The 13265-nt window shown below is 65.3% G+C and carries 15 protein-coding genes and 1 other RNA gene; 7 read left to right on the forward strand and 9 right to left on the reverse strand.

Features of this window, described 5'->3' with window-relative positions; all coding sequences use genetic code 11:
• Positions 1 to 2411, forward strand: a 2411-nt coding sequence (gene mfd / locus RT567_RS00625) for a transcription-repair coupling factor (protein ID WP_313573605.1), incomplete at its 5' end; no start/stop codon positions are given.
• 12 nt (positions 2412 to 2423) lie between these two features.
• On the opposite strand, the gene RT567_RS00630 is transcribed toward mfd, so the two are convergent.
• Positions 2424 to 4700, reverse strand: coding sequence for a fused MFS/spermidine synthase (locus RT567_RS00630; RefSeq protein ID WP_313573607.1), 2277 nt, complete (start codon positions 4698 to 4700; stop codon positions 2424 to 2426).
• Between the two features lie 73 nt (positions 4701 to 4773).
• Here RT567_RS00630 and RT567_RS00635 point away from each other — a divergent pair, with 73 nt between their 5' ends.
• On the forward strand, positions 4774 to 5268 hold the full coding sequence (locus RT567_RS00635) for a CinA family protein (RefSeq protein ID WP_313573609.1): 495 nt from the start codon (positions 4774 to 4776) through the stop codon (positions 5266 to 5268).
• Entirely contained in the window at positions 5265 to 5510 is a 246-nt protein-coding gene (locus tag RT567_RS00640; protein WP_313573611.1) for a sulfurtransferase TusA family protein, read from the forward strand. The genes RT567_RS00635 and RT567_RS00640 overlap by 4 nt, the downstream gene beginning before the upstream one ends.
• Here the strand turns inward: RT567_RS00640 and RT567_RS00645 are convergent.
• A complete protein-coding gene (locus RT567_RS00645; protein ID WP_313573612.1) occupies positions 5476 to 6354 on the reverse strand; it encodes a YihY/virulence factor BrkB family protein in 879 nt (292 codons plus the stop codon). The two genes, RT567_RS00640 and RT567_RS00645, sit on opposite strands and share 35 nt — an antisense overlap.
• A 228-nt stretch (positions 6355 to 6582) precedes the next feature.
• Here RT567_RS00645 and RT567_RS00650 point away from each other — a divergent pair, with 228 nt between their 5' ends.
• On the forward strand, positions 6583 to 7881 hold the full coding sequence (locus RT567_RS00650) for a diguanylate cyclase domain-containing protein (protein ID WP_313573614.1): 1299 nt from the start codon (positions 6583 to 6585) through the stop codon (positions 7879 to 7881).
• A gap of 4 nt (positions 7882 to 7885) precedes the next feature.
• Here RT567_RS00650 and RT567_RS00655 read toward each other — a convergent pair whose 3' ends face one another.
• Both RT567_RS00655 and RT567_RS00660 read right to left on the reverse strand, forming a co-directional pair.
• On the reverse strand, positions 7886 to 8068 hold the full coding sequence (locus RT567_RS00655) for a DUF4169 family protein (protein WP_313573616.1): 183 nt from the start codon (positions 8066 to 8068) through the stop codon (positions 7886 to 7888).
• On the reverse strand, positions 8068 to 8661 hold the full coding sequence (locus RT567_RS00660; protein WP_313573618.1) for a glutathione S-transferase: 594 nt from the start codon (positions 8659 to 8661) through the stop codon (positions 8068 to 8070). The genes RT567_RS00655 and RT567_RS00660 overlap by 1 nt, the downstream gene beginning before the upstream one ends.
• 85 nt (positions 8662 to 8746) lie before the next feature.
• On the opposite strand from RT567_RS00660, the gene RT567_RS00665 reads away from it, so the two are divergent.
• Complete coding sequence (locus tag RT567_RS00665) at positions 8747 to 8980, forward strand: DUF2171 domain-containing protein (RefSeq protein WP_087140701.1); 234 nt, start codon at positions 8747 to 8749, stop codon at positions 8978 to 8980.
• Between the two features lie 96 nt (positions 8981 to 9076).
• Positions 9077 to 9469: a YccF domain-containing protein gene (locus tag RT567_RS00670; protein ID WP_313573620.1), complete on the forward strand. Its 393-nt coding sequence runs from the start codon at positions 9077 to 9079 to the stop codon at positions 9467 to 9469.
• A gap of 6 nt (positions 9470 to 9475) precedes the next feature.
• Here RT567_RS00670 and RT567_RS00675 read toward each other — a convergent pair whose 3' ends face one another.
• Complete coding sequence (locus tag RT567_RS00675; protein WP_313573621.1) at positions 9476 to 9760, reverse strand: hypothetical protein; 285 nt, start codon at positions 9758 to 9760, stop codon at positions 9476 to 9478.
• Between the two features lie 5 nt (positions 9761 to 9765).
• Positions 9766 to 11157 (reverse strand): class II fumarate hydratase, encoded by a 1392-nt coding sequence (fumC, locus tag RT567_RS00680; RefSeq protein ID WP_313573623.1) that lies wholly within the window; start codon positions 11155 to 11157, stop codon positions 9766 to 9768.
• A 105-nt stretch (positions 11158 to 11262) separates the two neighbouring features.
• Between fumC and RT567_RS00685 the strand changes: the two genes are divergently transcribed.
• Positions 11263 to 11613, forward strand: coding sequence for a RusA family crossover junction endodeoxyribonuclease (locus RT567_RS00685; RefSeq protein ID WP_125900891.1), 351 nt, complete (start codon positions 11263 to 11265; stop codon positions 11611 to 11613).
• Positions 11614 to 11678: 65 nt separating this feature from the next.
• On the opposite strand, the gene RT567_RS00690 is transcribed toward RT567_RS00685, so the two are convergent.
• The 3 genes from RT567_RS00690 to ssrA all read right to left on the reverse strand — a co-directional run bounded on the left by RT567_RS00690 (position 11679) and on the right by ssrA (position 13265).
• Positions 11679 to 12170, reverse strand: coding sequence for a hypothetical protein (locus tag RT567_RS00690; RefSeq protein ID WP_313573625.1), 492 nt, complete (start codon positions 12168 to 12170; stop codon positions 11679 to 11681).
• An 87-nt stretch (positions 12171 to 12257) separates the two neighbouring features.
• Positions 12258 to 12755 (reverse strand): SspB family protein, encoded by a 498-nt coding sequence (locus RT567_RS00695; RefSeq protein WP_046652932.1) that lies wholly within the window; start codon positions 12753 to 12755, stop codon positions 12258 to 12260.
• Between the two features lie 141 nt (positions 12756 to 12896).
• Positions 12897 to 13265, reverse strand: a transfer-messenger RNA (tmRNA) gene (gene ssrA / locus RT567_RS00700).

The raw sequence follows: 13265 nt of genomic DNA on the forward strand, positions 1-13265 counted from the left end.
CCGGTTCGGGCGAGGACGCGGGCGGCCGTTTGGGCCGCAGCTTCGCCGCCGAGCGGTCGCAGGACAGCGTTAATCTGTTCGCCGCCGTGGCTCAGCACGCCGAGGCGCTGAAGGAGCAGGGCAAGCGCGTCCTGTTCGCTTCATGGTCCGAAGGTTCGGCCGAGCGTCTGGCCGCCATGCTGGGCGATCACGGCCTGACGCACGTCGTGGCGGTGCGTGACTGGGACGATGTGCGCGGCGCGCCGGAGGGCCTCTATCTGCGCGCGGTGCTGCCGGTCGAGCATGGCTTCGCCACCGACGATCTGGCTGTCATTTCCGAGACCGACATTCTGGGCGACCGTCTGGCGCGGCCCAAGCGCAAGCGGCGGGCGTCCAACTTCCTGGCGGAAGCCTCGGCCCTGACGGCGGGCGATCTGGTCGTCCACTTGGATCACGGCATCGGCCGCTATGAGGGCCTGCGGACGCTGGAGATTCAGGAGGCGCCGCACGACTGCCTCGAACTCCTCTATGCCGGTGAGAGCAAACTCTACCTGCCGGTTGAAAACATTGATCTTCTGACCCGGTACGGCACGGACGCCGAAGGGGTTCAACTGGACCGTCTGGGCGGCGCGGGCTGGCAGGCGCGCAAGGCCAAGGCCAAGGAGCGTCTGCGCGCCATGGCCGAGGGGCTGATCGCCCTGGCCGCCAAGCGGGCGTTGCGCGTGTCCGACGCCATCGTGCCGCCCGCCGGCCTGTTCGACGAGTTCTGCGCCCGCTTCCCCTATGATGAGACAGACGACCAGCTGAACGCCATCGGCGACGTGCTGGAAGACCTGGGCAAGGGCACGCCGATGGATCGTCTGATCTGCGGCGATGTCGGCTTCGGCAAGACGGAGGTCGCCCTGCGCGCCGCCTTCGTCGTGGCCATGACGGGCCAACAGGTCGCCATCGTCTGCCCGACGACCCTGCTGGCGCGCCAGCACTTCAAGACCTTCAGCGAACGCTTCGCCGGCTGGCCGATCAAGGTGCGCCATCTGTCGCGCATGGTCACGGCCAAGGACGCGAACGAGACGCGCGCGGGACTGAAGGACGGCAGTTTCGAGATTGTCGTCGGCACCCATGCGGTGCTGGCCGATCAGGTCGGCTTCAAGGATCTGGGCCTCGTCATCGTCGACGAGGAGCAGCACTTCGGCGTCAAACACAAGGAGAAGCTGAAGTCCCTGCGGGCCGATGTTCACCTGCTGACCCTGACGGCCACGCCCATTCCGCGCACGCTGCAGATGGCGCTGTCGGGCATTCGCGAGATGTCGATCATCGCCACGCCGCCGGTCGATCGTCTGGCGGTGCGGACCTATGTCACGCCGTGGGATCCGGTGCTGGTGCGCGAGGCCCTGCTGCGCGAGAAATATCGCGGCGGTCAGGCCTATTACGTCGCGCCGCGTCTGAAGGATTTGCCGGACATCGAGCGGTTCCTGCGCGAACAGGTGCCAGAGGTGAAGTTCGTCGTCGGCCACGGCCAGATGAGTCCGACCCAGCTGGAAGCCGTCATGAGCGCCTTCTACGATGGTGAATATGACGTGCTTGTCTCGACCACCATCGTCGAGAGCGGCATCGACATTCCGACGGCCAACACGCTTGTCGTGCATCACGCCGACATGTTCGGCCTGGCTCAGTTGCACCAGATCAGAGGCCGCATCGGCCGGTCCAAGGCGCGGGCCTTCGCCTATCTGACGACCGATCCGACCAAGCCGCTGAACCTGTCGGCCGAGCGGCGTCTGCAAGTCCTGCAGTCGCTGGACAATCTGGGCGCGGGTTTCCAGCTGGCCAGTCACGATCTGGATCAGCGCGGCGGCGGCAATCTGCTGGGCGACGAACAGTCGGGCCACATCCGCGAGGTCGGCGTCGAGCTGTATCAGCAGATGCTGGAAGACGCCGTCGCCGAACTGCGCGAGCAGGGCGAGGCGGCGCCGGATCGCGGCTGGTCGCCATCGATTAACGTCGGTGCGGCAGTCCTGATTCCAGAGGATTACGTTCCGGACCTGAACGTGCGTCTGAGCCTGTATCGCCGCCTGTCCGACGCCGAGAAGATGGAAGACCGTGAGGCCATGGCCGCCGAACTGATCGACCGGTTCGGCCCTCTGCCTGACGAGGCGCAGCAGCTTCTGCGGATCGTGGGGATCAAGGCCAACTGCCGCACGGCCATGATCGAAAAGATCGATATCGGGCCTAAGGGAGCGGTGCTGACCCTGCGCAACAACACCTTCCCCAATCCGATGGGGCTGGTGGGCCTGATCCAGAAGAACCACGCCTTCTGGAAGATCCGCCCAGATCAGAAGATCGTGGTCAAGGGCGACTGGCCGACGCCGGAGGATCGGCTGAAGGTCGCCGAACGCATCACGGCCGATCTGGCGCGGGTGGCGGGGGCGGCTTAGAGCCCCCGCGCTTCAGCCCATGCGGGCCTTCATGCTGCGTATCAGGGCGTCGAACAGGTTGACGTAGTCGTCGGTCCACGGCCGCACCTCGGTCGGCTCCAGCTTGCGCCAGCGACCGTCAGCCTTGAAATCAGCCAGTCCCTCGGCGGTCGGGGAGATGACCAGGGCCTCGGTCGAAGCCTCGGCCATCAGGGCGGCCTCAGGGTTCTCGACGTAGACTTGATGCAGTTCGGCCGCGCCCAGTTCGCGCGCGGCGGCGACGGCGGGCAGGGTGATCTCCAGATTGCGGTTGGACAGGTGCAGCACCACGACGCCTGTCGGCTTCAACAGCTTCAGATAACCTTCGATCGCTTCGCGGGTCAGCAGGTGAGTCGGCACGGCGTCGGACGAGAAGGCGTCGATGACCAGCAGGTCATACGTGCCGCGAGGCTCCTTGTTCAGCGTCAGTCGCGCATCGCCCAGCACCGTGCGGATCGGCCCGTCAGCGCAGTCCGAGATGAAGGTGAACCAGTTCGGATCGCGCGAAATGCGGTCGACCATGGGGTCGATCTCGAAGAAGGACATCTGGTCCGCAGCGCGCTTATAGGCGGCCATGGCGCCCGAGCCCTGACCCACCACGCCGATGACGGCGGCCGGGCTGCGGGCCTGGATCAGTTCGGCCGCCTGGCCCAGGGGCGTGGTGCGGGCGTAGTACATGGTCGGGGCGCAGGCGAAGTCCGGATGGCGCGCCTGGGCGCCGTGCAGGGTGGTGCCGTGCATCAGCACATGGATGTCGCCGCCCATCTTGGGATCGGGCGTGACGGCTACCCGCATGACGCCGAAGAAGCTGCGCTCGGACAGGCTCCAGTCGTAACCGCGACCGATGTAGTGAGCGGACAGGGTCATGGCCGCGACCACAGCCGTGAACATCAGCACGCGATCACGGACCCGGAAGGCGAGAATGGCGGCGACGCCCAGGATGATCTGAGCCGTCGTGGTCAGTCCGAAATCGCTGAAGACCGTTCGCAGAGACGGATTGTAGCGCAACATTTCGAACAGCAGGGGCACGAAGAAGGCGATCGCCAAACCGGCGGCCATCAGCCAGATTTCATGCCTGGCCGGACGATCGCCCAGCCAGGGCCGGGCCAGACAGACCAGCACCATGACGAGCGGATATTCCAGCACCGTCTCGAACACGACCGGCGCGATCAGAGCGGTGAAGGCGCCGCCCAGTACGCCGCCCAGCGACAGCAACAGGTAGAATTCTGTCAATCGGTCCGGCGCCGGACGCCGCGCCGCCATCTGTTGGTGGCACATCAGGGCGGTGAAGAAGAAGCCCAGAAGGTGCAGACCTAGCAGAGACAGCCACTGGCCAGTCGTCATCCCGACCAGGGCGGCGATCAACACCGTGAGGAAGGCCTGAATCATCAGGGTGATGTGCAGGGAAATCCACGGCTTCGCCTGGAAGGCGATGACGAAGGTCAGCAGATAAAGCGCTAGCGGTGCGACCCAGAGGAAGGGGGCGGAGGCCACGTCCGTCGAAAGGTGAGCGGTGACGCCCAGCATCAGGCTGGATGGAGCGGCAGCGAGCAGAACCAGTACGATCTTGCGACGCCAAGGAATGGGCGGGCTGCGGTCAGCGGCCTTTTTGGGCTGGGTGATGCTCGCGGCGCGCGGCATGAGGATCGTGAGGCCCACCAGCATGATGGCGAAGACGCCATAGCCCACCGTCCAGCCCCACCTTTGTCCGGACAGGGAGGCCAGCGGCTCGATCAGGGCGGGATAGGCCAGCAGGGCCAGGAAGCTTCCCAGGTTGGAGGCGGCGTAGAGGACATAGGGGTTGGCGCCGTCGGGCCGCCCTGCACGAACACGCGCATACCAGGCCTGCAGCAGGGGGGCCGTGGCCGATAGGACCGCGAACGGGGCGCCGACCGATAGCGCCAGCGCTCCGAGCAACCAGCCGATCGGAGCCGCCGGATCAGGATCGCCAAGCGCCTGGGTGATGCTGAGCGGCAGGAAGACAGCCGCCGCCGCCAACAGCACCAGATGGATCGTCGCCTGCGCCCGTATCGACGGGATGCGCTGCAGCAGGTGAGCGTAGAGATACCCTGCCAGCAGCGCCGCCTGGAAGAAGACCATGGCGGTGTTCCACACCGACGGCGACCCGCCCAGCAGCGGCAGCACCAGCTTGGTCGTCATCGGCTGAACGACGAATACCAGGCTGGCCGAGGTGAAGACGGCGACGGCGAAGGCCGCAGGTGTTATCGCATCGACCTTGCGATGCGCCGGCGTCAGAATTTGATCGGTCATTCGCTGCTTTCGACGTCGGGCGGCTGATTCTGTCCGGTGAGGCTATGACGACTCGTGGACGGAGCGAATTCCTATGTTGCCGCAGGATATCGAGGCGATCGCCGAGGCCGTGATTCGTCGGGCGGAGGCGAAGGGCCTGATGATCGCCACGGCTGAAAGCTGCACGGGCGGACTGGTGTCAGGCGCGCTGACGGCGATTGCAGGCTCGTCCGCCGTGCTGGATCGCGGGTTCGTCACCTACAGCAACGAGGCCAAGGTCGAGATGCTGGGCGTGAGCCGCGATCTGTTGGCGAGTTTCGGCGCCGTGTCCGAACCGACGGCCCGCGCCATGGCGGAGGGCGCCGTGGCGCGCTCGCGGGCCTCCATCGCCGTGTCTGTGACGGGCATCGCCGGGCCCGGAGGCGGCTCGCCGCAGAAGCCTGTGGGGCTGGTGCATTTCGCTGCGCACGGCCCGAACGGTCGGACCGTGCATCTGGAGAAGCGCTTCGGCGACATTGGGCGCGATGCGATCCGGCTGGAAAGCGTGCGGACGGCCTTGGGGCTGCTAATGGACGCCGTGTCGGAATGAGCGAGGCTGTGATGACGGTGGATGCGCGCGGTCACAAATGCCCGGTGCCCAGCCTGCGTCTGCGCAAGGCGTTGGCGGGACGAGAGGCGGGCGTCCGGCTGACCTTGCTGGCCACGGACGCCATGGCGCGGATCGACGTGCCGTTCCTGATGCAGGAATTGGGCGGCCGCGTGGTTCAGATTGACGAGACGGATGGGATCCTGAGCATCACTGTCGAGACCGGCGACGTTCGGACAGGCTGACGACGGTGTCGGGCAGGGCGGCGGGTTCAGATGGAACCGCTCGCGTCTCCCACTCGATTTCCAACTCTGTGGCGAAAGCCCCGCCGTAAAAGACGGCGTTGACGTTCCATGAAAGCCAGATCAGCAGCACCACCACGGCGCCGACCGAGCCATAGGTCGCGCCCAGGTGAACGATCTGCTCGACATAGATGGTGCACAGCCAGGAGAAGAAGGTGGACATGACCGTGGCCACCAGACCGCCGATGATCGCCGCCTTCCAGGCGACGCGCTTGGCGTGGGCCATGGCGTAGCGGTAGAGCATGGTCAGTCCCAGCCATAGACCCAGGGCGGGCCAAAGACCGTCCAGGGGCAGGGCCAGCCAGCCGACGGGCTGATCGGCATAGGCGTGCTCCATCAAGCGCGAGGTCACCACGGCGCCCGACACGAAGGTGAACAGCACGAAGGCCGCCAGGGCGACCAGGAAGGCCAGCATGTTGAACTTGAAGAAGCCGAGCGGGTTGGTCTCGTCGTGGATCAGGTTCAATCCGGCCAGCAGGGCCTTGAACCCACGGTGCGCGGCATAAGCGCCGATCACCAGGGCGATGGCGCTCTGAGCCGAGACCGTGCGCGCCGAGGCGTTCGCCAGACGGTCGATCTCATTCAGGAACAGGGTGCGCGCGGCCGAGGGAATGACGTCCGCCAAGGCGGCGGCCTGCTCGCTGACTTGTCCAATAGTCAGAACGGCCTTGTAGAAGCCGATCAGGATGGCGATGGCCGGGAACAACGCCAGCAGGGCGAAGAAGGACACGCCGCCCGTATAGAGCATGACGTCGCGACCCCAGCTACGGCTAAAAGCCCGCGTCATCAGGCGTAGCCAGAGCCGGGGTTGGGCCGTGATCGGCTTGGAAAAGGTCAAACGGCAGTCTCGATCGTCAACGAAGGGGGCGGATTAACCCCATTCGCGGCAAGGTGAGAAGTCCCAATGTCGTCATCGGATGATCAGCCTTGCCCATTGCGGGCCTCGTCGGCGCCGGTATCATGGCGGTTCTGGAGCGGTCGCGGGGGCGAGCCGTCCAGGCCAAGGAGACAGTGTTTGGAATCGGATCCGCGCGTTCTGGTCGTCGCCGACGCTGACGATCAGCTTGGCTCGCTTTGCGAAGGACTGGACCGACTAGGATGGCGCACCGTCACGGCGCGCTCGCTTGACGCCGCGCTTCTGGCGGTGTCGGACCTGCCGGTGGATGCGGCCGTAGTGGAGTTGAAGAGTCTTCCGGAGGACGGTCTGGAGCGTCTGCGCCTTGCCGCCGCTCCGCGCTATCTGTCGATCCTGGGCCTGGGCGCCGCATCAGAGCGCGGCGGCGATGGATGCGACCTGGTTGTGTCGACCCAGCCCCATCCCTTGCAGACGGCCTTCCGGCTGGAGCAGTTGACCCGCGCTGCGGTTGCCGAGGAAGAATTCAGACTACGCCGAGCGACGTTTGCGGCTCACGGCGTCGACCTGCCTGAGCCGACGATGGGCGACACGCCGTTGCAGGTGCTAACGGCAGGCGCTGCTGACCGCCGTTTCCTGGCCCTGTCCAACGCCTTGGCGGCGGCAGGGGCAGAAGCTGTGGCGGCGCCGACACCCTATACGGCTTTCGACTATCTGCATGAGCGCGCCTTCGACGCCGCTGTGCTGTGGGGCGACCGGGACCATGCGCCGGCCTTGTCGATCGCGGCGGGCATGCGTCGCAACACGCGCCTCTATCATATCCCCCTGACCCTCTACCTGCGCGAGAAGGTCGAGCCTGATCTGGCGGCCCTGTTCGAACGAGGGTTCGCAGACGTCGCCGCTGCAGAGACTTCGGAGGAGGAAGCGGCCGAGCGGGTGCTGGCCCTGGCGCGCAATCATCGCCGTCGGCAGGGTTTGAGGCGGGCTCTGGACGCTGTCCGGGGTTGCGACCTGATGGACCCGGAGACCGGACTGTTCAGTCGCGACCTGTTCGCGGGGCATCTGGCCCGCATCGCCGAGGGTGCGCGTGAACGGGAACGGCGCCTGTCCGTATGCGTGCTGCGCGTGCCGAATAGCGAAACCATGGCGGCGGTTCGCTCAGGCGGCTGGCTGGAGCGGGCCATGCCCCAGATCGGCGCCATGGTGTCGCGCCTGGTAAGGGTGGAGGACACGGCCGCGCGTCTGTCGACGGAGACATTCGCCTTGGCCTTGCCCGCAACGGATCATGATGCGGCGCGGCTGACGGCCGAACGGATCGCAGCGGTGATCGCCTGCACCGCCTTTGACGCGGGACCGAACCGCTCGCCCTTTGTGGTTGAACTCGACGTCGGCGTCGCCGAGATGCGGCCGGATGAAGCGCCGGCCGACTTGTTGGAACGCGCTTCGGCCCAGGTGTCGTGACGGTCTAGGCGTCGGCGTCCAGTTTGTGACCGTCCAGACGGGCCGCGTCGCGGTCGCGTTCTTTCTGCGTGGTCTCGCGCTCGGCGCGGGTGCGGCCGAAGGTCAGGCGGTTGGCTTCGGCCGTGCGCTTGGCGGCGGCCTTGTCGCGGGCCTTTCGCGCCTTGTTCAGGTTGACGACATCACCCATCAAACATGACCGTCCGGGCTGTCCTTGGCCCAGGCGCGCTTCAGCGCCGGGCGGGCGCCGATGCGCTGGACGTAGGCGTCATAGGGTTCGCCTGCGGGCATGGCCGCGCGGAACCACTGCAGCAGACTGCCGAACAGGATGTCGAGGGCCGAGAAGTCGCCCAGGATGTAGCCGCTGTCCTGGATCGCCATGCGCCAGCGCCGGTCCAGTTCGGCATAGGCGGCCTTCTGCGTCTCGTTCCAACCGGCGGGCGGACCGGAGGTCAGCACCGTCTCCAGCACATTGTTGTAGAGGCCCAGCCACGACAGATACTCCGCTCGGCGCGGATCGGCCGGTCCCGGCGCCAGGCCCGCCTCAGGATGACGGTCGGTCAGGAACAGGAAGATCAGCACCGATTCGATCAGCACCTGGCCATCGACCTCGAGCGCCGGGGCCTGTTTAAGCGGATGGGGGTTGGCCGGGTCGGTTCGGCCCTGGCCGTCACGCCGCAGAATATCGACGTAATGGACACGATAGTCGGCGCCCAACTCCTCCAATAGCCACAGAAGGCGGGTCGAGCGGGACTGCGGCGCGTGATGAACGATCATCGACATTGTGAACTTCCTCGCCTGGCTTTGCGGTGAACCCTCTAGCGGCCGGGCCGTTCCGAAGCGGTCCTCATAGTAACGGAGAGCGTCAATGATAAACGCCTCGATGATCAAGGAACATCAGGAAGTCGTCGGTTCGGACGGCGGTCACGTCGGTCGCGTGGACCATGTGATGGGCGACCAGATCGAACTGGCCAAGCTGGATCTGGGGTCGGGCCTCAAGCACCACATGATCCCCGTCACCTGGGTCACGCGCGTGGATGAGCACGTGCATCTGAACATGACGAAGGACGAGGCCAAGGCGCGCTGGACCGAGAAACACTAAGGCGTCGCCTTACCGCGATTTCACCCGAGGCCCTGCTGTAATCAGCGGGGCCTTTCGCCATATAAAGCGGGTGATTGACGCGAAGGGGCGACAGACTTGATCCGACTGTTCCTGAATCTGCTGTGGTTCTTCCTGGGCGGTTTCGCCTCGGGCCTGGCTTGGCTGTTCGGCGGGCTGCTGCTGGCGCTGACGGTCGTGGGCCTGCCGTGGGCGTTTTCGGCTTGGCGCATCGCCAGCTATTCCTTCTGGCCGTTCGGGCGCGAGATCGTCTGGCGCGATCCGAATCCGGCCGATCTGGGCGCGGGCTGCCTGGGTGTTGGGCTGAACGTGATCTGGCTAGTGCTGGCGGGATGGTACATCGCCCTGGCGCACCTCCTGATCGCCGTACCGCAGTTCGTCAGCCTGATCGGCATTCCGTTCGCGTTGAAGAACGTCGAACTGGCCAAGCTGTCGCTGGCCCCGGTCGGGCGGACGATCCGGGACAGATAATTACGACTACTGAGTCAGCCAGACTTCTTTGACCTTGCAGTTTCGAACGTCAATGGCGACATGAGCTGTGCCGCCAGGTCTCACTTCAGTCGGTGCGTAGAAAGCAATCACGACGTCTTGATACTGCGCAGAAACCAACGGCCCACGCGGCTGGAACCAAGGGTGCTTGGTCTTGATCGCTTTTGCTGCGATCTCATCGTAATCGCAACTTTGTAGTGTCGGCCACGCCCTTTCACAACTGCCCAGACCGAGTGCAGCGGCAATGACAAAAAGGGCGTGGCGCTTGTTCATGCTTTTTACTGCGGCGAGATCATCTTCTCGGGGCGGACCCACTCGTCGAACTCTTCGTTCGTTAGATAGCCGCCGCCGACGGCTTCCTCGCGCAGGGTGGTGCCGTTCTTGTGCGCCGTCTTGGCGATCTTGGCGCAGGTGTCGTAGCCCAGCTTGGCGTTCAGGGCGGTGACCAGCATTAGGCTGTTTTCCAGGCCGTGCTTGATGTTGTCCTCGCGCGGCTCGATGCCGACGACGCAGTTGTCGGTGAAGCTGACGGCCGCATCGGCGACCAGGCGAACCGATTGCAGGAAGTTGTAGGCCATCACCGGGTTGTAGACGTTCAGCTCGAAGTGGCCCTGCGAACCGGCGAAGGAGATGGCGGCGTTGTTGCCGAACACCTGGGCGCAGACCTGGGTCAGGGCTTCGCTCTGGGTCGGGTTGACCTTGCCCGGCATGATGGACGAGCCCGGCTCGTTTTCCGGCAGCGACAGTTCGCCCAGACCGGCGCGCGGGCCAGAGCCCAGGAAGCGGATGTCGTTGGCGATCTTGAACAGCGACGCGGCGACCGTGTTGATGGCACCGTGGGTGAAGACCATGGCGTCGTGGGCGGCCAGGGCCTCGAACTTGTTCGGCGCCGTGGTGAAGGGCAGGCCGGTGATGCCCGCGATCTGGGCCGCGACCTTTTCCGCAAAACCGATCGGCGCGTTCAGGCCGGTGCCGACGGCGGTGCCGCCCTGGGCCAGCTCCATCAGGCGCGGCAGGGTCAGTTCGATGCGCTCGATGCCCATGGCGACCTGATGGGCGTAGCCGCCGAATTCCTGGCCCAGCGTCAGCGGCGTGGCGTCCTGGGTGTGGGTGCGGCCGATCTTGATGATGTGGGCCCAGGCCTTGGCCTTGGCGTCCAGGGCGGCGTGCAGGTGCTTCAGCGCCGGGATAAGGTCGTTGACCACCTGCTCGGCGCAGGCGACGTGCATGGCCGTCGGATAGGTGTCGTTCGACGACTGGCTCATGTTGACGTGGTCGTTGGGGTGGACCGGCTTCTTGGAGCCCATCTCGCCGCCCAGCATCTCGATGGCGCGGTTCGAGATCACCTCATTGGCGTTCATGTTCGACTGGGTGCCCGAACCCGTCTGCCAGACGACCAGGGGGAAGTGGTCGTTCAGCTTGCCTTCGATCACTTCATTGGCGGCGGCGATGATGGCGTCGGCCAGCTTGGCGTCCAGCTTGCCCAGGTCGCGGTTGGTCTCGGCGGCGGCGCGCTTGACGATGCCCAGGGCGCGCACGACCGGCAGGGGCTGCTTCTCCCAACCGATCTTGAAGTTGCCGAGCGAGCGCTGAGCTTGCGCGCCCCAATAGCGATCAGCGGCGACCTCGATGGGGCCGAAGGTGTCGGTTTCGATACGAACGTTGCTCATGTGCGCGGGACTCGTCTCTCAGGCGTGGCGGGAAGATGCCGGGCGGTGTAGCACGCAGGCGCGGCGGGGCAAGGCGAGCCGCACTTCACGAAAGGCGGACGGCGCGTGGACGGCTGGATCGGAACCGGAAAGGTCAGGGCGCGCGAGCAGGGCGAGGCGGTCGAGATCGCCATCGACGGCCTGACCACCCAGGCCAAATACTACAAGCCGCTGGTCTATGAGTTCATGCGCAAGGAGTGGACGTCGCGACCATCATGGGGCGACTACGTCGTCGAGATCGTGATGGAGCACGTCGGCGACCCGCCGTGGATGGACTTGGACAACCTGGCCAAGGCCCTTCTGGACGCCATCAAGGGCTATCTGTTCCACGACGACAGCCAGGTCGCCCGCCTGCTGGTCGAGCGGCGCGAAGGCGAACGCGAGCGCATCACCATCCGAGTCTTTCCCCGCAAATAGGGTCACGAAAATAGGGGCCGCGCCGGGCGTGACCCCTATCTTTGAAAGTCAGTCTTGAAGGCGGTTCAGCCTGCCGCGTTCGAGATCAGCGTCTGTATGTCTTTCGGCTTGGCGATGTTCGAGTCGGCGCTCTTGTAGGTGGTCAGCTTGCCGCCTTCCCACAGGCCGACTTCCAGCGCCTTGGTCGCCGGGTCGATCAACAGGTAGGCCGCGTTGACGCCGCCCTCATGCTGTTTGTTGCCCGAAGTGAACAGGACGTCGCCGTCTTTTTGCAGCGGCGCTTGGGTCTGCATACTGGTCGCCAGGACGTCGAACTTGTCGCCCAGCAGCGTCTTCAGATCAGCCGTGATCGCGCTGTCTTCCAGAAGCTTGGTCTCGTTGGGATATTTGCCGATCTGGGTGTTCAGGGTGTTCCAGTCAGCAGTGGCGGTTTCAGCGGTTGCGGGCGCGGCTTCGGTCGAGGCGGTCGGGGTTTCCGCCGGGGGCGTCGCTTCAGGCTGGCTGCAGGCGGTCAGCGTCAGGGAAACGGCGGCGACGGACATGAGGGACAGGCGCATGGAAGCGACCTCGCTTAGGTAAGGAAGTGGAGGTTACGGCAACGCTTGTCTGCAGCCAAAGGTTGCGTGCCCTTTGGGGCGAAGGCGTTATTTCTTGCGGAACTGGTCCAGCGAAACGACCTTCGGGCCGTCGTCGTCCGAGGGCGGAGGCGGGGCGGCGTCCGGATCGCGCGCAGGCGGCGACAGGGGCGCGATCTCGGCCTCGACGATTTCCGGCTCGTCGAACTGCAGCAGGAACTGCACGCTGGGGTCGTAGAAGCGGACCACAGCGCTGTACGGAACGGTCAGCACCTTGGGCGCGCCGCCGAACTTCAGCATGACCGAGAACAGATCCGGCTCGACCGCCAGATCCCAATACTGGTGCTGCAGCACGACCGTCATTTCGTCCGGGTATTTGGCCAGGACGTCCGGCGGGACGCTGACGCCGGCCCCACGGGTCTTGAAGGTGATGTAGAAGTGGTGGGCGCCGGGAATGCCCTCGGGCTCGGCCGCGCGCTCAAGCGCCAGGCGGATCACGCCGCGCAGGGCGTCCTGGGCGAGTTGCTCATAGTGCATCTCGTCGACAGGGGGAGTTTGATCCGTCATCGGCGCCTCAAGAAAGGGGAACGCGCGACTGTTACCCGCCCAAGGCGAGCGACGGAAGACGCAGAGTCGCCTGCGGCAAAGGAATTTCGATGTCGGGATAAGCGCCGGGATTCTGTCGCCAGGCTCCCGAGACGCCTGAAAAGTGGGGGGCTTCTGTTGCCAGGCGCCCCCCGGGCCCCGCCTGAGGATCTGAACCCCCAGGACTTAAGTGTTCGAAATCAACCGAACCGCATTACGCGGCGAGGCGGACTTCTCCAGCGAAGTTATCGTTCGCAGTTAGATAAAGGCCCGATACGGTGGGCCAGGACGAGCGAAAGCAATCCTCTTTACACGTCCGTCGATGCTAGTCGGCCCCATGCTGCCTCCGCCGATAACGCGGGGAAGAAGTTGGTGGAGCCGCCGGGAATCGCACCCGGGTCCGGTCCGCTTATTACAGGCGCGTTTATCGCCATAGCTCGGGCGAACCCGAGCAGGATCAATATAGTATGAGCGACGCGGCCTTCCAAGAGG

This window comes from Brevundimonas sp. (genome assembly GCF_032107865.1).
In the GTDB taxonomy this organism is placed as follows: domain Bacteria; phylum Pseudomonadota; class Alphaproteobacteria; order Caulobacterales; family Caulobacteraceae; genus Brevundimonas.